This is a genomic window from Onishia taeanensis, assembly GCF_013349955.1.
Taxonomy (GTDB): domain Bacteria; phylum Pseudomonadota; class Gammaproteobacteria; order Pseudomonadales; family Halomonadaceae; genus Onishia; species Onishia taeanensis_B.
Genome location: NZ_JABVXC010000002.1, coordinates 33,563 through 51,770, shown reverse-complemented (window position 1 = coordinate 51,770; position 18,208 = coordinate 33,563). Strand labels below are relative to the sequence as shown.

Below are 18,208 nucleotides of genomic sequence, written 5' to 3'. Positions count from 1 at the left end.
CATCAGGTGCGGCGAGATCAATCAGAGGGCGAAGACAGCCCCGTGGAGGAGAGACATGGCAGGCCAGACGCTTTATGACAAGCTGTGGTCACAGCACCTGGTGAAGGAGCGCGATGATGGCACCGCGCTGATCTACATCGATCGTCAGCTGCTGCACGAGGTGACCTCGCCCCAGGCATTCGAGGGGCTGCGCCTGGCAAAGCGTCAGCCGTGGCGGTTGGATGCCAACCTCGCCACACCCGATCACAACGTGCCGACTACGGTAATCGAGCGCGCCGAAGGCAATGCCGGCATCAAGGATCCGGTATCGCTGATCCAAGTGCAGACCCTTGACGATAACTGTGAATCCTTTGGCATTGAAGAGTTTCGCATCAACGACGCCCGCCAAGGCATCGTGCATGTGGTTGGCCCAGAGCAGGGCGCTACTCTGCCGGGCATGACGGTGGTCTGCGGCGACTCGCACACCGCGACCCACGGTGCCTTCGCGGCTCTTGCCCATGGCATTGGTACCTCCGAGGTCGAGCACGTGCTGGCGACCCAGTGCCTGCTGGCCCAGAAGATGAAGAACATGCAGGTGCGGATCGAGGGTTCGCTCGGCACTGGCGTCACCGCCAAGGACGTGGTGCTGGCGATCATCGGCCGCATCGGCACCGCCGGCGGGACCGGCTATGCCATCGAGTTTGCCGGCAGCGCGATGCGCGAGCTGTCCATGGAGGGCCGCATGACGGTCTGCAACATGGCTATCGAAGCGGGCGCTCGGGTTGGCCTGATCGGCGTCGACGACACCACCATCGACTACCTGGCCGAGCGCCCCTTCGCCCCGCGTGGCGAGCAGTGGGAGGCCGCCGTCGCCGACTGGCGCGAGCTGGTCTCCGACGCCGATGCCGACTTCGACAAGGTGGTCGAGATTCGTGCCGAGGATATCGAGCCTCAGGTCAGCTGGGGCACCAGCCCCGAGATGGTGACGGGCATCTCCGGCGAGGTCCCCGATCCTGCCGAATCCGCCGATGATACCGTCAAGGGAAGCTACAGCCGGGCACTGGAGTACATGGGGCTCGCGGCCAAGCAGAAGATCACCGATATCCGTCTCGACAAGGTGTTCATCGGCTCTTGCACCAACTCGCGTATCGAGGATCTGCGTGCGGCCGCCGAGGTCGCCAAGGGGCGCAAGGTCGCCGATTCCATCATGCTCGCCATGGTGGTGCCGGGCTCTGGCCTGGTGAAGCGTCAGGCCGAAGCCGAGGGGCTCGACAAGATCTTCACCGAGGCCGGCTTCGAGTGGCGTGAGCCGGGTTGTTCGATGTGCTTGGCCATGAACGCCGACAAGCTCGGCGCCGGCGAGCACTGTGCCTCGACCTCGAATCGCAACTTCGAGGGTCGCCAGGGCTTCGGCGGGCGCACCCATCTGGTCAGCCCGGCGATGGCAGCCGCCGCGGCGATTGCCGGTCATTTCGTGGATGTTCGCCAGTTCGGCACCCATCATGACAACCAGCCCCTGGAGGCCTGAGCCATGCACAAGTTCGAACGTCAGCAGGGCCTGGTGGCACCGCTCGACCGGGCCAACGTCGATACCGACCTGATCATTCCCAAGCAGTTTCTGAAGTCCATCAAGCGCACCGGCTTTGGCGTCAACCTGTTCGATGCCCTGCGCTATCTGGATGAAGGCTATCCGGGCCAGGATGTCTCGCAGCGTCCGCTCAATCCGGATTTCGTGCTCAACCAGCCACGCTACGAGGGCGCCAGCGTGCTGCTGGCCCGGCGCAACTTTGGCTGTGGCAGTTCACGCGAACACGCGCCCTGGGCGCTTGAGGATTTCGGCTTTCGCGTGGTCATCGCACCGAGCTTCGCCGACATCTTCTACAACAATGCCTTCAAGAACGGCATCCTGCTGGTAACGCTCGAAGAAGACGTCATCGAGCAGCTGTTCCAGGAAGTCGAGGCCAATGAAGGCTACCGTCTGGATGTCGACCTCGAGAACCAGCGTGTGACCACGCCGGCCGGTGAAATCTTCGAGTTCGACGTCGATGCCTTCCGCAAGCACTGCCTGCTCAACGGCCTCGACGACATCGGCATCACTCTGCAAGACGAAGACGCCATTCGCGACTTCGAAGCCAGACATCGGGCCGCACGACCCTGGCTGTTCCGCGAGCCAGCCAAGGCCTGATAGCGAACCGGCCCTGCTGGTGTCTGATACCAGTGGGCCAACCTTCCAGCCTCAACGCTGGACACTGAAGAAAAGGGATGCCCTCAGGGGCGAATGCGCAGGGAAGCGCCATCTTCTTTTCGTCAGGCGGGCTCGCCTCGCCTGGCGGTTCAATCATTGAACGACCGGGGCCGCTACGCGGGCCCGATTGCCAAGAGAGCCACAGCACATGAGCCGCAAGATTCTCGTTTTGCCGGGGGACGGCATTGGCCCGGAAATCACCGCTGAGGCGGTCAAGATTCTCAAGGCCTGTCAGGCCACTGGCCTTGACGCCGACATCGAGGAAGGACTGGTGGGCGGTGCGGGCTATGACGCCCATGGTGAACCGCTGCCAGCGCAGACCCTCGAGCAGGCACGCCGCGCGGATGCGATCCTGCTCGGCGCCGTGGGCGGGCCGAAGTGGGACAAGCTTGAAGATATCAGCAAGCGTCCCGAGAAGGGGCTGCTGGGGTTGCGCAAGGAGCTTGCGCTGTTTGGCAATCTGCGCCCGGCGCTGCTCTATCCGCAGCTCGCGGAGGCCTCGAGCCTCAAGCCTGAGGTGGTGTCCGGTCTCGATATCATGATCGTGCGCGAGCTCACCGGCGGCATCTATTTCGGTCAGCCGCGCGGCATCGAGGAGCGCGACGGCCAGCGGGTGGGCTTCAATACCTATGTCTACTCGGAAGCCGAGATCGAGCGTATCGGTCGGGTGGCCTTCGAGATGGCGGGCAAACGCGGCGGTAAGCTGTGCTCGGTGGACAAGGCCAACGTGCTCGAGGCCACCATGCTGTGGCGCGAGGTCATGGAGCGTTTGGCACCGGAATATCCGGACGTTGAGCTTACCCATATGTATGTCGATAACGCCGCCATGCAGCTGGTGCGTGCGCCCAAGCAGTTCGACGTCATCGTCACCGGCAACATGTTTGGCGACATCCTGTCAGACGCCGCCGCCATGCTTACCGGCTCGATCGGCATGCTGCCCTCGGCTTCGCTCAACGCCGACGGTCAGGGCATGTACGAACCCTGCCACGGCAGTGCACCGGATATCGCCAGTCAGGGCGTGGCCAATCCGCTGGCGACCATCCTTTCGGTGGCGATGATGCTGCGCTACTCGCTGAATGAGGCCGCGCTGGCCGAGCGCATCGAGGCGGCCGTCGGCAAGGTGCTGGATGACGGTCTGCGCACCGCCGATATTGCTTATGCCGGTACTCGCCAGGTGTCTACCGGTGAGATGGGCGATGCCGTGCTGGCGGCGTTCAATGCACAGTGAGCCAGGCGTTCAAGCTCGAGTCTGCAGGGCTGGTTTGGCAGGGCTGGGCCAGTGATCCATGTCTACCCGTACAGGGTTGAAATTTCGATAGAACCGGCCCCTTCTGTGCGATGGGGGCGGCTCGTGTATACTTGACGGCTAATTCTTTTCTGGAGGACTTCACATGTTGACAGTCGGTTTCGTGGGGTGGCGTGGCATGGTGGGCTCCGTGCTCATGCAGCGCATGCAGGAAGACAATGAGTTCGTCGGCATCGAGCCGGTGTTCTTCACCACTTCCCAGGTCGGTCAGCCCGGGCCCGATGTCGGTGTGGACGTGCCCCCGCTCAAGGACGCCTTCGATCTGGATGCGCTCAAGGCGCTGGACGTGGTCGTCACCTGCCAGGGCGGCGACTACACCGAGAAGGTCTACAAGGACCTGCGCCAGACCGGCTGGAAGGGCTACTGGGTCGATGCGGCCAGTACCCTGCGCATGGCCGACGACGCCACCATCGTGCTGGACCCGGTCAACCGCGACGTCATCGACGCTCAGCTGGCCCGTGGCACCAAGACCTTTGTCGGCGGCAACTGCACGGTCAGCCTGATGCTGATGGGGCTTGGTGGTCTGTTCGAGGCCAACATGATCGAGTGGATGACCTCGATGACCTATCAGGCCGCTTCCGGTTCCGGTGCCAAGCACATGCGTGAGCTGCTCAACCAGATGGGCAGCCTGCGTGACAGCGTGGCTACCGAGCTTGCCGATCCGTCGAGTGCCATCCTCGACATCGACCGCAAGGTCACCGAGACCATGCGCAGCGGAAGCTTCCCGACCGACAACTTCGGTGCTCCGCTGGCCGGCAGCCTGCTGCCCTGGATCGACAAGCCCATGGAAAACGGCCAGAGCAAGGAAGAGTGGAAGGGTGGTGCCGAGACCAACAAGATTCTCGGTCTCGATAACAACCCGATCCCCATCGATGGCCTGTGCGTGCGCATCGGTGCCATGCGTTCTCACAGCCAGGCCTTCACCATCAAGCTCAAGCAAGACGTGCCACTTGATGAGATCGAAGATCGCCTGGCCAAGCACAACGAGTGGGTGCGAGTCATCGCCAACGACAAGGACGCGACCATTGATGGCCTGACGCCGGCTGCCGCTACCGGCACCCTGAACGTCCCGGTGGGCCGTCTGCGCAAACTGGCCATGGGCGGCGAGTATCTCTCTGCCTTCTCTGTCGGCGACCAGTTGCTGTGGGGGGCCGCCGAGCCGCTCAAGCGCATGCTGAAGATTCTACGCGAGCAATAATCCGCTCTATGGTCGACTCTGACGCCTCCCCGCCGGGAGGCGTTTTTTGTGCTGATGAGCGTCGCCTTGCGCCGGCCTCGTGCGTCCCAAAACCGGATGAAGCGTCGTTGCATATCTTCATCAGCGTTGAAATGGCGGCTCGGTTTGCCTTACTCGACGCTCCCCGTTAGCGCAAACTGTGGGTAGAATGAGATGAAAATTCGATGATTTAGGCTGTCGTGACTCACACTCTTAGTTGAAGCCCCTAATGTGCGAGTACGTTGCCTCCGACACCTGTGTGAGGCCCATCGCCGCCATGAACCGCAAGTTTTCTCTGGTCATCTTGTTGACGTCGCTGTCTGCCATGAGCCCCCTGGCCTGGTCCTTGGGCGTGGGTGAAGCAAAAGTGGACTCGGCGCTGGGCGCGCCGCTTGAAGCGACCCTTCCGCTGACGGATGCGCAGGGGATATCGGCGCAGAATCTGACGGTTAGCCTTGCTGATGCCGATGATTACCGGCGTGTCGGCCTCGAGCGTAGCCTGTTGGTCGATGCCCTGAGTCTGTCGGTCGAACCTCAGTCTGGTGGGCTTGCCGTTCGGGTGCAGTCGTCGCGAGCGGTGCGCACCCCATATCTCGATCTCTTGGTGGACATCAGTGGGCCTGACGTCACCCTGCGGCATCAGGTCACACTGCTCTTCGACCCGCCCGGTTTCGGCTCGCAGTCGGCTACGCCCACCATTCCTGCTGCTGGGAGCCCTCAGCCAGAAGAGAGCCCCCAGCTTGTGGAAAGCGCTCAGCCGGATAACCGGCGTCAAGCCGAGCCTACTCAGACCTCGGTTGCAACCCGCGAGCGGGGCCCTGGCTACGTCGATTCCGGCGAAACCCTGTGGAGCGTCGCCGAGCGACTGCGCCCGGATGCCGACATCTCCATATCGCAGATGATGATGGCGCTGCTGGATGCCAATCCCGAGGCCTTTCCGGGCGGTAATATCAATCGGCTGCGGGCAGGCTATGTGCTGGAGGTGCCATCCCGGGAACAGATTGCGTCACGCTCTACGGAAGACGCCTGGCAGCAGGTGCAGGCCCAGAATAGCGCCTTCGCTCGCGGCGAACCGGCCCCGGAGGTCGCCTCATCGACGGCCTCTCAGCAGGCCGCAGGCTCAGCTGACGACACCGCAAACGCTGCCGATAGGGCTGCCGACAAGCCTGCTCAAGACAACGCCGGTGCCGCACCTGGCCTTGTGCAGGCAGTCGACTCTCTTTCTCAGGCCGCACAAACGTCGGCTGTTCAAGCCGTTGCTTCCCCGGAAGTTCAGCCCGGTACGCAACGCCTGACCCTGCTGACAGATGCTCAAATCGAGTCCGAGGTCGAGGCCGCCATGCCTGACGCGAGCGAACAGAATCAGCGCCTCGACCGGCTGGAGGCTCGCTTGTCTCAGAGCCAGCAGTCCCTTGCCGCCATGCGCGAGGAGCGTGATCGTGCCCAGGCCGAATTAGCCTCGCTGCGTGAAGAGGTCGCCAAACTGCGTGCCAACCTGTCGGCCCTTTCAGAGCGTCAGGCCGAAAGTGTCGATCAGGCCGCAAGCGAGCCGGCGGCAACGGGTCTCGTCGAGCGCTACCTGATGCCGCTGTGGGCTTCGCTTGGCCAGCTGGGGCGCAGTCTTTATGGGCAGCTGGCGGGCGTCGGCTTGGTGGTGTTGCTGGCGCTCTGGTGGCTAGTGCGTCGCCGTCGAGCGGCCGCCCAGGCATATGCCACCGATCAGGTGTCGACTTCCGCCGCTTCTTCGGTGGGCGAGGCCCAGGGGGCCAGGGCGGGCAACGCGTCTGAGCGTTTTGCGCCGGATGCGCAAGACGCACTGATGCCTCGGGCCGAGGCCGTCAGTGAGGCGGATATCTTTATCGCCTATGGCCGCTACGAGAAGGCTCAGGCGCTGCTTGAAGAGAGCCTCGGCGCCGAGCCCGACCGCCCTGACCTGCGACTCAAGCTGGTCAAGGTGCTGGTCGAGCAAGGGCAGTGGCAGCAGGCCCACGCACAGGCGGAACACCTTTCCAGCGATACTGATTCCGCTCGGCAGGCTGAGCTCGAGCGGCTGATGGCTCGTGAGCGAGCTGTGCCGACGCCATCCGAGGCCGAAGCTTCCACTGGAACTGATGACGCTGACGGCGAGCAGCAGACCCCATCGGCAGGCGATGCGGAGGCACCATCATCGATTAGTCTGGCGCCGGTCGAGCCGACCGAGGCGTTCCGCCCGCCCATCGAGCGTGAGCCGGTTGCGTTCGACGGCAAGGGCCGGCATGCCCGGCCGTCCTGGCAGGAAGGAAAGGAAGTGGCGCCGGAGCAGATCAGTGAGGCCTTGAAGAGCGCGTCGAATAGCGGTCAGGATGAGTCGGCTGCAGGTGCCGCTAGCTCGGCGGCTTCTGGCGAGCCCCATAGTGCCAGCCCTGCTGAGGAGGCAGGGGTAGAGGAAGAGACTGGGCGAGACGAAAGCGAACGCAGCACCGCCCACAAGCCGTCCGAGAGGCAGGCAGACGTCAGCGACACCGGGAAGGCGTCGCCTGATGAGAGCGAGCCGCCGGAGTCGACGAACGATCATATGATCGATTATCGCCCGCCGACTCTGGAGCCTGAGCCCGCAGGACATGAAGAAACGCCTATGCAGCCCAGTGTCGAGTTCCCCCCGTCGCAAGCCCCTGCTGCGGACCAGCACGAAGTGCCTTTCGGCGGTGAGGAGGCGCCTGCTGACGATGAGGATACAGATACGCCTGCAGTCGGTGAGGATGCGGGCAGCAACCTGGCTGAGCTGATGCGCCAGGCTGATACCCCGTCCCGTAGCTCGACGTTTGGCGTCAACGAACAGGAATTGGACATTGAGGAGGTGGCTTTCGAGCCGCTGCATCTGGATAATAGCTGGCCTGCCGATTCCCCGCCGAAAGCTCGGGCGCTGGTCAGCGATGCCGAGGCACTCCTCGAGCAGGGCGACCATGACCAGGCGCAAGGTCTGCTCGCTCGGGCACTGGAAGAAGGGGATAGCGAGACCCGCGAACAGGCAAGCCGCCTGATCGCCCAGCACAACCTATGATGAGCCGATGCCCCTTTTCGAGTCCCTTGATGAAACACATCCCCTGACCGGCCGTCTGGCCATGGGGGTCGAGTACGATGGCAGCCACTACTGTGGCTGGCAGCGCCTGAAGCACGCCCCCTCGGTGCAGGGCGCGCTCGAAAAAGCCATGGCCCGTGTGGCCAATACCCCCGTCACCGTTCACTGTAGCGGCCGGACTGACAGTGGCGTTCACGCTACTCGTCAGATTGTGCATTTCGATGCCCCGGCGCCGCGCTCCGAGAAGGCCTGGGTATTTGGCACTAATGCCAACCTGCCGCGTGATATCGCCGTACACTGGGTCAAAGCGGTACCGGACGATTTTCACGCCCGCTTCCTGGCGCTTGGCAGGCGTTACCGCTACGTCATTCTCAATCAGCCCAGTCGCCCAGTACTGGAGCGTGCCAATGCCACCTGGTGCCGTGATCCGCTGGATGTGCCCGCCATGCATGAGGCGGCCCAGGTGCTGGTGGGCGAGAATGATTTCTCTAGCTTCCGCGCCGCGGGCTGTCAGTCCAAGACCACCCAGCGCCACCTGCATTTCATCGAGGTGCATCGCCATGGGGCGCTGGTGGTGGTTGATGTCCAGGCCAACGCCTTCTTGCACCACATGATTCGCAACATCGTCGGTGCTCTGATCGCCGTGGGTCGTGGCGAGCAGGGACGTGATTATCTGGCGCGGCTGCTAGCGCTAAGAGATCGTACTCAAGGTAGCGCCACGGCACCGGGGTGTGGTCTGCACTTCGTCGACTCGGTCTACGATGAGGTCTATGAGCTGCCCCGGGAACCGCTGGGGCCGAACCTGCTTGCGTTCCTGGGCGAGTGGACCGGCGAGCGAGAGCTGCCGGATTGTCCGCTGGTCGATTTTCGCCGTTCCCGACCGATCCATGCCTCGGTGCCGCCAGGGTTCATCGAAGCGGGCCAGCCGCGCTAGAGGGGTGGCCCCGAGCTGTGCTGGCCTGAATTGAGCCGCCCCGAAGAGGGGGCTTAACGCCGCCGACTGCCATGAGAGGCCTGCTATGCAGCGCACGCGTGTAAAGATCTGTGGTCTCACTCGAGAGGAAGACGTTGACGCAGCCGTCGCTGCCGGCGCCGATGCGCTGGGGTTCGTGCTCTGGCCGGGCAGCAAGCGTGCTATCGATCTTGCGCGGCTGGCCGAGCTGAGTGCTCGGGTGCCTGCTTTCGTGACACGCGTTGGTCTGGTGGTCGATCAGGATGCGTCCTTTGTCGAGGCGGCCTGTGAACACCTCGATCTGTTGCAGTTCCACGGCGACGAGACGGCTGATGTCTGCGAGAGGTATGCGCGGCCCTATATCAAGGCCCTGCGTATGCGCGAAGGGGTCGATCTCGAAGCGGCCGCGAGCACCTATGGCAAGGCGCGGGCACTGCTGCTGGATGCCTATAAACCCGGGGTTCCTGGCGGGACCGGCGAGACCTTCGACTGGTCCCGAATCCCCGCAAACCTGGCAAAACCTGTTATTCTGGCGGGAGGTTTGCACGCGATGAACGTACAGCAGGCCATCCGTGCCGTAGGCCCCTTTGCCGTGGACGTTTCCGGCGGCGTCGAAGCAGCGCCCGGCATTAAAGCGGCGGCCAAAATCGACGATTTCTTGCGCCAAGTCCTTACGACCTACCCATCCAAGTTCCAGTGACCCTGTGAGGTGTCTTTCGTGACCAAGTTCAGCGACCTGACCCGCATGCCGGATGCACGAGGCCATTTCGGCGCCTACGGCGGCCGGTTCGTCTCGGAAACGTTGAGCTTCGCCCTGGAGGAGTTGGAAGAGACCTATATGGCTCTTCGCGATGACCCCGATTTCCAGGCCGAATTCGACCATGATCTGGCCCACTACGTGGGCCGTCCTTCGCCGCTTTACCATGCCGAACGCTGGTCGAGGGAGTTGGGCGGTGCGCAGATCTGGCTGAAGCGTGAGGATCTTAACCACACCGGCGCTCATAAGGTGAACAACACCATCGGCCAGGCCCTGCTGGCCAAGAAGAGTGGCAAGCCACGGGTCATCGCCGAGACCGGTGCCGGCCAGCACGGTGTGGCGACGGCCACCGTGGCGGCTCGCCTGGGGCTCGAGTGCGCCATCTATATGGGCGCCGAAGACGTCGAGCGGCAAAAGCTCAACGTCTATCGCATGCAACTGCTGGGCGCTACCGTCATTCCGGTCGAGTCCGGTTCGCGCACCCTCAAGGATGCCATGAACGAGGCGCTGCGCGACTGGGTGACCAATGTCGATAACACCTTCTATATCATCGGCACCGTCGCCGGTCCGCATCCCTACCCGATGCTGGTGCGTGACTTCAATGCCGTGGCCGGCCGCGAGGCTCGGGAGCAGTCTCTCAAGCAGATCGGCCGTCTGCCGGATGCCCTGATCGCCTGTGTCGGCGGTGGTTCCAATGCGCTCGGGCTCTTCTATCCTTTCGTCGAGGATGAGGATGTCGCCATGTACGGCGTCGAGGCCGGCGGTGACGGCGTCGAGACCGGCCGCCACGCGGCCCCACTGACCGGCAATGCGCCGCGGGGCGTACTGCACGGCAACCGTACCTACCTGATGTCCGACGAGGGCGGCCAGGTATCCGATACCCACTCCATTTCTGCGGGACTCGATTACCCGGGCGTGGGGCCGGAGCATGCGCTGTGGAAGGATGTCGGCCGTGTCAACTATGTGGCGGCCAATGACAAGGAGGTGCTCGAGGCATTCCGCGAGCTCACTCACGTCGAGGGCATCATGCCCGCTCTCGAGTCGGCCCACGCGCTGGCCTATGCCAAGGTACTGGCCCCGACCATGCGGCCCGACCAGCATATCGTCATTAACCTCTCCGGGCGCGGTGACAAGGATATCCTCACCGTCGCCAAGCTTGATGGCATCGAGATTTAATCGTGGACCGCGACCAGGACAAGGGTATGAACCGAATCGATCAACGCTTCGCCACGCTCAAGGCGCAGGGCCGCACGGCCCTGATCCCCTACCTCACCGCCGGTGATCCCGCGCCCCAGTACACCGTGGGCTTCATGCATGCGCTGGTCGAGGCCGGCGCCGACATCATCGAGCTGGGGGTGCCGTTTTCCGACCCGATGGCCGATGGCCCGGTCATCCAGAAGGCGTGCGAACGGGCGCTCAAGCACGGCACTCGTCTTGCTCACTTGTTCGCCATGGTGCGCGAGTTCCGCGAACAGGACACCGACACCCCGGTGGTGCTGATGGGCTATCTGAATCCCATCGAGCGCATGGGATACGAGGCCTTCGCCGATCAGGCGCAAGCGGCCGGCGTCGATGGTGTACTGACCGTCGACATGCCGCCCGAAGAGGCCGACGAATTTGGCCCCGTGCTCAAGGCGCGTGGTCTGCAGTCGATCTTCCTGGTGGCCCCTACCACCTCGGATGCTCGCGCCGGTACAATCAGCGCCCATGGCGAAGGCTATCTGTATTATGTCTCGCTCAAGGGCGTGACTGGCGCCGCGACGCTGAACGTCGACGAAATCGATGCTCACCTGGCCCCGCTGCGCAAGCTCTCTGACCTGCCGCTTTGTGTGGGCTTCGGTATTCGCGACGGCGCCACGGCGGCGGCCGTAGGCAAGGTCGCCGAGGGTGTCATCGTCGGCAGTGTGCTGGTCGGACAGATCGCCGCCTGTGTCGACGATCCGGCGGCCATCGCGCCCCGCCTCAAGGATATTCTGGGCGAGATGCGTCAGGCGCTGGATGCCTGACGCCGGTGAGCGCATGACGCGCTGCGACATTTGAATCAACATCGGCCCGGTCGCGCCGGGCCCAGCATGATGGAAACCTTCTGATATGAGCTGGCTAGACAAGATCGTGCCCTCCATGGGGCGCATTCAGCGCAAGGACCGTCGCACCAGCGTGCCTGACGGCCTGTGGCGCAAGTGCCCCAAGTGCGAAGGAGTGTTGTACCTCCCCGAGCTGGAAAAGCACCAGAGCGTCTGTCCCAAGTGCGACCATCATCTGCGCTTGACCGCGCGCAAGCGTCTCGACTGGTTCCTCGATCAGGACAATCGGGAAGAGATTGGGGCCGATCTGCAGCCGGTCGATCGTCTCAAGTTTCGTGATTCGAAGAAGTACAAGGATCGCCTTGGTGCGGCCCAGAAGAACACCGGCGAAAACGATGCCCTGATCGCCATGCGCGGCCAGCTGGATGATATTCCGCTGGTGGCCGTGGCCTTCGAGTTCAGCTTCATGGGCGGTTCCATGGGCGCTGTGGTCGGCGAGAAATTCGTCCAGGCCGCGACACGCTCTCTCGAGGAAGGCATTCCGCTGGTATGCTTCGCCGCCTCCGGTGGCGCTCGCATGCAGGAAGCGCTGTTCTCGCTGATGCAGATGGCCAAGACGTCGGCGGCACTCGAGAAACTCAAGCAGGCAGGCATTCCCTATATTTCCGTGCTCACCGACCCGGTCTACGGCGGTGTTTCCGCCTCGCTCGCCATGCTTGGCGATCTCAATGTCGCCGAACCCAATGCCCTGATCGGTTTCGCCGGTCCGCGAGTGATCGAGCAGACGGTTCGCGAAAAGCTGCCGGAAGGCTTCCAGCGCAGCGAGTTTCTGCTGGAACATGGCACCGTCGACATGATCGTGCACCGTCAGGAAATGCGCAGTCGCCTGGGGGGCGTGCTCCGCAAGCTGACCCATCAGCCGGCTTTCGGCCAGCTGGAAAATGACGAGCCGGACCTGGTCGACGAGGCCCAGCGCGAGGCTGAGCCAGAGACCGAAGACGTTAATCGCGAGGCCTGACACCAGCCGACATGAGCGCAGTTCAACCGCCATCTTCGCGGGTCAGTGACCCCCAGCCCTCGACCCTCGAGGGCTGGCTCGAGCGCCTCGAACAGCAGCATCCGGTCAGCATCGACCTTGGCCTTGAGCGCGTGGCCAAGGTCGCTGCGCGTCTGGGGCTTTCCCAAGCCGGTTCGCCAGATCCTGCCCAAGCCCGCATCGCGACCACGGTGATCACCGTGGCCGGCACTAACGGCAAGGGGTCGACGGTCGCCATGCTCGACGCATTGGCTCGTGCCCACGGGTTGAGCACCGCTACCTACACCTCGCCTCACCTGCTGCGCTACAACGAACGCCTGCGCTTTGACGGTGAAGAGGCCAGTGACGCGACCCTGATCGAGGGCTTTGCCCGGGTCGAGGCGGCGCGTCTCGAGGATGAACCGGTCAGCCTGACCTATTTCGAGGCCGGTACCTTGGCCGGGCTCTGGGCAATTGCTCAGCGCCAGCCGGATATCGCCATTCTGGAAGTGGGGCTGGGCGGCCGACTGGATGCCGTCAACGTCATCGATGCCGATGTCGGAGTGGTCACCACCGTCGCCCAGGATCATGCCGCTTTTCTGGGGACCGACCTCGAAGGCATCGGTCGCGAGAAGGCCGGTATTCTGCGAGCCGGTCGCCCGGCGGTGCTGGGCAGTGCCTCGCTGCCGGCAAGCGTCCATGACACGGCGGCCCGGCTAGGTGCACAGGTACATTGCCTGGCGCGTGAGTTCACCCAGAGCGCAGACGCCTCTGGCTGGTGCTGGCAGGGCCATGACACCCAGGGCCAAGGCCTGACCCTCACGGCGTTGCCCGACCCCGGCTTGCCGCTGGATAATGCGGCCTCGGCTTTACAGGCACTGACATTGGCAGGCGTGACCCTCGAGGCCGAGGCCTGTCAGAGGGCTTTTCGAGAGGTGGTGCTCGCCGGACGCATGCAGTGGCGAGGCAATTGGTGCCTGGACGTAGGGCATAATCCACACGCCGCCGCCTATCTCGCCGAGCGTCTGTCCCAGCGGCCCTGTGCCGGGCGGCGTGTCGCGCTGCTGGGCATGCTTGCTGACAAGGACGCCGAGGGCGTGGTGACGGCCGTGTCCCAGGTCGTTGATGCCTGGGTCCCGGCCAGCCTTGGCGGCGACCGGGCCAGGTCAGCAGGCGATCTTGCCGAGCTGATTCGTGCTCTTGGCGGTGAGGTGCTGTCGCTTGCCGACTCGCCGGCCGCCGGGGCAGCTTGGCTCGAAGCGCACCTCGAGGCTGAGGATGAAGTCCTGGTGTGCGGGTCCTTCTTTACCGTGGCGGAGGTGCTGGCGCGCTGGGAATCGTCAGCAGGTGATCCTCCGTCGCAGGCGTAGCAGAATAAGTGGCGCGCCAGGAAGGCGAGCCGGGGAGGGGTGAATGAAGTACGGAATGCGTGAGCGGATTAGCGGAGCAATCATCCTGCTGGCCTTGGCGGTGATCTTTCTGCCGATGCTGTTCGATGACCCGGTATCACGAGATGAGCGACCCCAGCCGATGCTCAGCATCGAAGCGCCGCTGGAGGTCGAACGCGTGGAAGTCGATGATCCGCAGCCGCCGAGCCGGCTCGATGAGACATCCCGCGACGTGGCAGCCGAGGAGGGCGATTCGCAGCGCTCGGCGGCCGCTGTGACGGAGCCCGCTCAGTCGAGTACCACCAGTGGCAGCGATGACCCTGAGGCCTCACAGGAGCCTACAGCGGCTCCCGCGCAGCCTTCGAATGACTCTGACGCAGACGGATCAACGTCTGTCGCCTCCGGCGAATCATCGGCTGCGTCTCAGGCCGCCTCGGATCAAGGGCAGAGCGACAACGCAGGGACCGAACAGTCGGCAGATCCCATCGCCGAGCTCGCTCGGGCGGCGGAAGCCAAGCGTGCTGCCTCCGGCGATTGGTCGGTGCAGGCCGGCAGCTTCGGTGAGCCTGGCAACGCCGAGCGTCTGGCGAAAAAACTCGAGTCCCAGGGCTTCAGCGTCTTTAGCCGCCCACGGGGCAATGACCTGACCGCCGTTTATGTCGGACCCTATGCTAGCGCTGAGGAGGGCGAGCGTGCGCGCAGCGAGCTCAAGGCCAAGGCTAATCTGCAAGGACTGGTGGTGAGGATGTCACCATGACGCTGACCTGGATCGACTGGATCTTTGTGGGGATACTGGCCGTTACCATGCTCGGCGGTTTCATGCGGGGCCTGATCCAGGAAGGCCTGGGGCTCGCCACCTGGGTGCTGGCCCTGCTGGCGGCGCGGTTTTTCGCCCAACCAGTGGCGGATATGCTGGCCGGGTTGATCGACAGCCCCGATGGCCGCCTGGTGCTGGCCTTCGTGCTGGTGACCTTTGTCGTCATCATGCTTGGTGGCATCGTCATCCGTCTTCTGCATGCCGCCGTCGAGTGGGTCGGCATGGGGTTCTTCAACCGCATTGCCGGTGCCGTCTTCGGCACCCTCAAGGGGGGAGTGATCCTGGTGCTGGCCACGCTGCTGATTGGTTTTACGCCGCTCGAGCAGCTCAGCGCTTGGCAAAATGCCGAGGTCCGCCCGCCCTTCGAGCGTCTCGAGGCCTGGGCGCTCGATCGCGTGGCGGCCTGGGAGCGCCAGGACCCAGAGCGTGCCGAGCAGCTCCGATCCTTTGCTCTGCCAGACGTTCTGGGGCAGGACGCCCCGGCGAGCGACACCGCTCCTGCGCGCGAGGATGGCGCACTCTGAACCCATTTTTCATGGCGTCGGCCCGTTCGGCGTCGAAGCACCATTGCAAGCGAGGTAAGCCGGAATGTGCGGTATCGTAGGCCTAATGGCCAATCAGGCGGTGAACCAGGCGTTGTATGACGCTCTGACGGTCCTTCAGCATCGCGGACAGGACGCCGCCGGGATGATGACCTGGCACGAGGGACGCTTCCTGCTGCGCAAGAGTAATGGCCTGGTGCGTGATGTCTTCCACACCCGCCATATGCGTCGCCTCAAGGGCAACCTGGGGATCGGCCATGTGCGCTATCCGACCGCCGGGTCTTCCAGTGAAGCGGAGTCTCAGCCGTTCTACGTCAACTCGCCCTACGGCATTTCGCTTGCCCATAACGGCAACCTGACCAACTCCGACCAGCTCAAGCAGGAGCTGTTCTCGAGCGATCTGCGCCACATCAATACCAGCTCAGACTCCGAGGTGCTGCTCAACGTCTTTGCCCATGAGCTGGGCAAGCAGGGGTTGAGCATGGGCCCTGAGGATATCTTCGACGCCGTTCGTCGGGTGCATCGTCGCTGCAATGGTGGCTATGCGGCCGTGGCCATCATCAACGGCTATGGCATGGTCGCTTTCCGTGACCCTCACGGCATTCGTCCGGTGGTCTTCGGCACCCGTCAGGAGGAAGGGCGCCAGGAGGTGATGATCGCCTCGGAGTCGGTGGCGCTGGACGTGGGCGGCTTTGAGCTGCACCGGGATCTGGCACCGGGCGAGGCGATCTTCGTCGACCTCGATGGCAATATTCATACCCAGTCCTGTGCCGACAACCCCAAGCTTGCCCCCTGCATCTTCGAACACGTCTATCTGGCGCGCCCGGACTCCATCCTCGACGGTGCCTATGTTTACGGCACCCGCATGCAGATGGGCCGTAAGCTGGGCGACCGCATCCGTCAGGAGTGGCCCGACTACGATATCGACGTAGTGATCCCGATTCCCGATACATCGCGGACCTCGGCGCTGGAACTCGCCCAGCATCTTGGGGTGACCTACCGCGAAGGCTTCATGAAGAATCGCTACATCGGGCGGACCTTCATCATGCCGGGGCAGACGATGCGCAAGAAATCGGTGCGTCAGAAGCTCAACGCCATCGACGTCGAGTTCAAGGGCAAGAACGTGCTGCTGGTGGATGATTCCATCGTGCGTGGCACCACCTGCAACGAGATCATCCAGATGGCTCGCGAAGCCGGCGCCAACAAGGTCTACTTTGCATCCGCCGCCCCCCCCGTGCGCTACCCGAATGTCTATGGCATCGACATGCCGTCTGCCGAAGAACTGATTGCTCATGGCCGCACCGAGGCCGAGGTGGGCGACCTGATCGGTGCCGATCGCATGATCTATCAGGATCTCGAAGATCTGAAGACGGCCTGTCGCGATGTCAATCCGGCGCTCGAGGATTTCGACTGTTCGGTCTTCGATGGCCGTTACATCACCGGCGATATCGACGAGGCCTACCTGAACAACCTGGAAGCCTCGCGCAACGATTCTGCCAAGGATCATAGTGCCGGTGACCATGCCCTGGTAGGCATGCATAATCAGGACGATGATCAGGACGACGATTTCGCTTGAAGGGAGACGGCATGAACGACGAAAGCGACTTTGAGGCCTGGCACGACTGGGCGCTCGATACCCAGGCAATCCGTGCCGGACATGCCCGCACCGCGGAGCAGGAACACGGTGAGCCGATCTTCCCGACGTCCAGTTTCGTCTACGGCAGTGCCGCCGAGGCGGCGCGCAAATTCGGCGGGGAAGAAGCCGGCAACATCTATTCGCGATTCACCAACCCTACGGTGCGCACCTTCGAGAAGCGCTTGGCGGCCATGGAAGGCGGCGAGCGCTGCGTTGCCACCAGCTCAGGCATGGCGGCCATTCTGTCGACGGTGCTGGGGCTGTTAGAGGCCGGCGACGAGATCGTTGCGTCGCGCTCGCTGTTCGGCTCCACGGTCAGCCTGTTCGACAAGTATCTGGCCAAATTTGGCATCGTGACCCACTACGTGGAGCTGTCGAATCTGGAGGCCTGGGACGCGGCGATGACCCCGCGTACCAAGCTTCTGTTTGCGGAGACGCCATCGAATCCGCTCTCCGAGGTGGTGGATATCCCGGCCCTGGCCGAGATCGCGCATCGCCATGAGGCGCTGTTGGCGATCGACAACTGCTTCCTGACCCCGGCGCTGCAGCGCCCGCTGGCGCTTGGCGCCGACCTGGTGATCCATTCGGCCACCAAGTATCTGGACGGTCAGGGCCGTGCGCTGGGCGGTGCAGTGGTCGGTCGTGACAAGGAACTCGAGGCGCTCTTCGGAGTGGTGCGGACCTGCGGGCCCTGCATGAGCCCCTTCAATGCCTGGGTGTTTCTGAAGGGCCTGGAGACATTGAGCCTTCGCATGCGCGCCCACTGTGACAATGCGCTTTCGCTGGCGCGCTTCCTTGACGCGCATCCGGCGGTGAGCAAGGTGCATTACAGCGGCCTTGAGAGCCATCCGCAGCATCGGCTGGCTGCCGATCAGCAGCGCGGTTTCGGCGGGGTGTTGGGCTTCGAAGTCGAGGGTGGCCGCGATGCGGCCTGGTCGGTCATCGATGCGACCCGCATCCTGTCGATCACGGGCAACCTGGGGGATGTGAAATCCACCATTGGCCACCCCGCCACCACGACTCATGGCCGCCTCTCCGATGAGCAGAAACGCGCGGCCGGTATCGCAGAAGGTCTCGTGCGAGTCTCGGTGGGCCTCGAAGATATCGAGGACATCAAGGGCGATCTGGCCCGTGGGCTGGATGCGCTGATGAGCTGACGCTTATCCGGCTCTTGTCCATCAATGACGCCCCGCTTGTCGGGGCGTTGTCGTGTCTGGGAAAGGCCATCGCCATCATTGGTGGAAAGTACATGAAACGTTCATATTTTTCCGCT

At 63.5% G+C, this 18,208-nt stretch carries 14 protein-coding genes and 1 pseudogene; all 15 read left to right on the top strand.

Annotation, left to right across the window (positions count from 1 at the left end):
- The first annotated feature begins 55 nt into the window (after window positions 1-55).
- The 15 genes and pseudogenes from leuC (at window position 56) to HUS66_RS02920 (ending at window position 18,092) form a co-directional block, all read left to right on the top strand.
- Entirely contained in the window at window positions 56-1,507 is a 1,452-nt protein-coding gene (gene leuC / locus HUS66_RS02990) for a 3-isopropylmalate dehydratase large subunit (protein ID WP_175069489.1), read from the top strand.
- 3 nt (window positions 1,508-1,510) lie between these two features.
- On the top strand, window positions 1,511-2,164 hold the full coding sequence (leuD, locus tag HUS66_RS02985; RefSeq protein ID WP_175069488.1) for a 3-isopropylmalate dehydratase small subunit: 654 nt from the start codon (window positions 1,511-1,513) through the stop codon (window positions 2,162-2,164).
- 208 nt (window positions 2,165-2,372) lie between these two features.
- Window positions 2,373-3,452: a 3-isopropylmalate dehydrogenase gene (gene leuB, locus HUS66_RS02980; RefSeq protein WP_175069487.1), complete on the top strand. Its 1,080-nt coding sequence runs from the start codon at window positions 2,373-2,375 to the stop codon at window positions 3,450-3,452.
- Between the two features lie 163 nt (window positions 3,453-3,615).
- Complete coding sequence (asd, locus tag HUS66_RS02975; protein ID WP_175069486.1) at window positions 3,616-4,728, top strand: aspartate-semialdehyde dehydrogenase; 1,113 nt, start codon at window positions 3,616-3,618, stop codon at window positions 4,726-4,728.
- A gap of 295 nt (window positions 4,729-5,023) precedes the next feature.
- The gene (locus HUS66_RS02970) at window positions 5,024-7,786 is read left to right on the top strand and encodes a FimV/HubP family polar landmark protein (protein ID WP_175069485.1); all 2,763 of its coding nucleotides are present in this window, start codon (window positions 5,024-5,026) and stop codon (window positions 7,784-7,786) included.
- Window positions 7,787-7,793: 7 nt separating this feature from the next.
- Window positions 7,794-8,738: a tRNA pseudouridine(38-40) synthase TruA gene (truA, locus tag HUS66_RS02965; RefSeq protein ID WP_175069484.1), complete on the top strand. Its 945-nt coding sequence runs from the start codon at window positions 7,794-7,796 to the stop codon at window positions 8,736-8,738.
- 82 nt (window positions 8,739-8,820) lie between these two features.
- Window positions 8,821-9,456, top strand: a pseudogene (locus HUS66_RS02960) (phosphoribosylanthranilate isomerase); the annotation flags it as partial.
- A 45-nt stretch (window positions 9,457-9,501) separates the two neighbouring features.
- Window positions 9,502-10,689: a tryptophan synthase subunit beta gene (trpB, locus tag HUS66_RS02955; RefSeq protein WP_217487911.1), complete on the top strand. Its 1,188-nt coding sequence runs from the start codon at window positions 9,502-9,504 to the stop codon at window positions 10,687-10,689.
- A 26-nt stretch (window positions 10,690-10,715) separates the two neighbouring features.
- On the top strand, window positions 10,716-11,519 hold the full coding sequence (gene trpA, locus HUS66_RS02950; RefSeq protein WP_175069481.1) for a tryptophan synthase subunit alpha: 804 nt from the start codon (window positions 10,716-10,718) through the stop codon (window positions 11,517-11,519).
- 85 nt (window positions 11,520-11,604) lie between these two features.
- A complete protein-coding gene (accD, locus tag HUS66_RS02945) occupies window positions 11,605-12,555 on the top strand; it encodes an acetyl-CoA carboxylase, carboxyltransferase subunit beta (protein ID WP_175069480.1) in 951 nt (316 codons plus the stop codon).
- Window positions 12,556-12,566: 11 nt separating this feature from the next.
- Complete coding sequence (gene folC, locus HUS66_RS02940; RefSeq protein WP_175069479.1) at window positions 12,567-13,922, top strand: bifunctional tetrahydrofolate synthase/dihydrofolate synthase; 1,356 nt, start codon at window positions 12,567-12,569, stop codon at window positions 13,920-13,922.
- Between the two features lie 43 nt (window positions 13,923-13,965).
- Window positions 13,966-14,697, top strand: a complete 732-nt coding sequence (locus tag HUS66_RS02935) for an SPOR domain-containing protein (RefSeq protein ID WP_175069478.1) — start codon at window positions 13,966-13,968, stop codon at window positions 14,695-14,697.
- Entirely contained in the window at window positions 14,694-15,281 is a 588-nt protein-coding gene (locus HUS66_RS02930) for a CvpA family protein (RefSeq protein ID WP_175069477.1), read from the top strand. Before HUS66_RS02935 ends, HUS66_RS02930 begins: the two co-directional genes overlap by 4 nt.
- Before the next feature lie 64 nt (window positions 15,282-15,345).
- The gene (purF, locus tag HUS66_RS02925; RefSeq protein ID WP_175069476.1) at window positions 15,346-16,875 is read left to right on the top strand and encodes an amidophosphoribosyltransferase; all 1,530 of its coding nucleotides are present in this window, start codon (window positions 15,346-15,348) and stop codon (window positions 16,873-16,875) included.
- A gap of 11 nt (window positions 16,876-16,886) precedes the next feature.
- Window positions 16,887-18,092 (top strand): O-succinylhomoserine sulfhydrylase, encoded by a 1,206-nt coding sequence (locus HUS66_RS02920; protein ID WP_175069475.1) that lies wholly within the window; start codon window positions 16,887-16,889, stop codon window positions 18,090-18,092.
- Window positions 18,093-18,208: the final 116 nt, after the last annotated feature.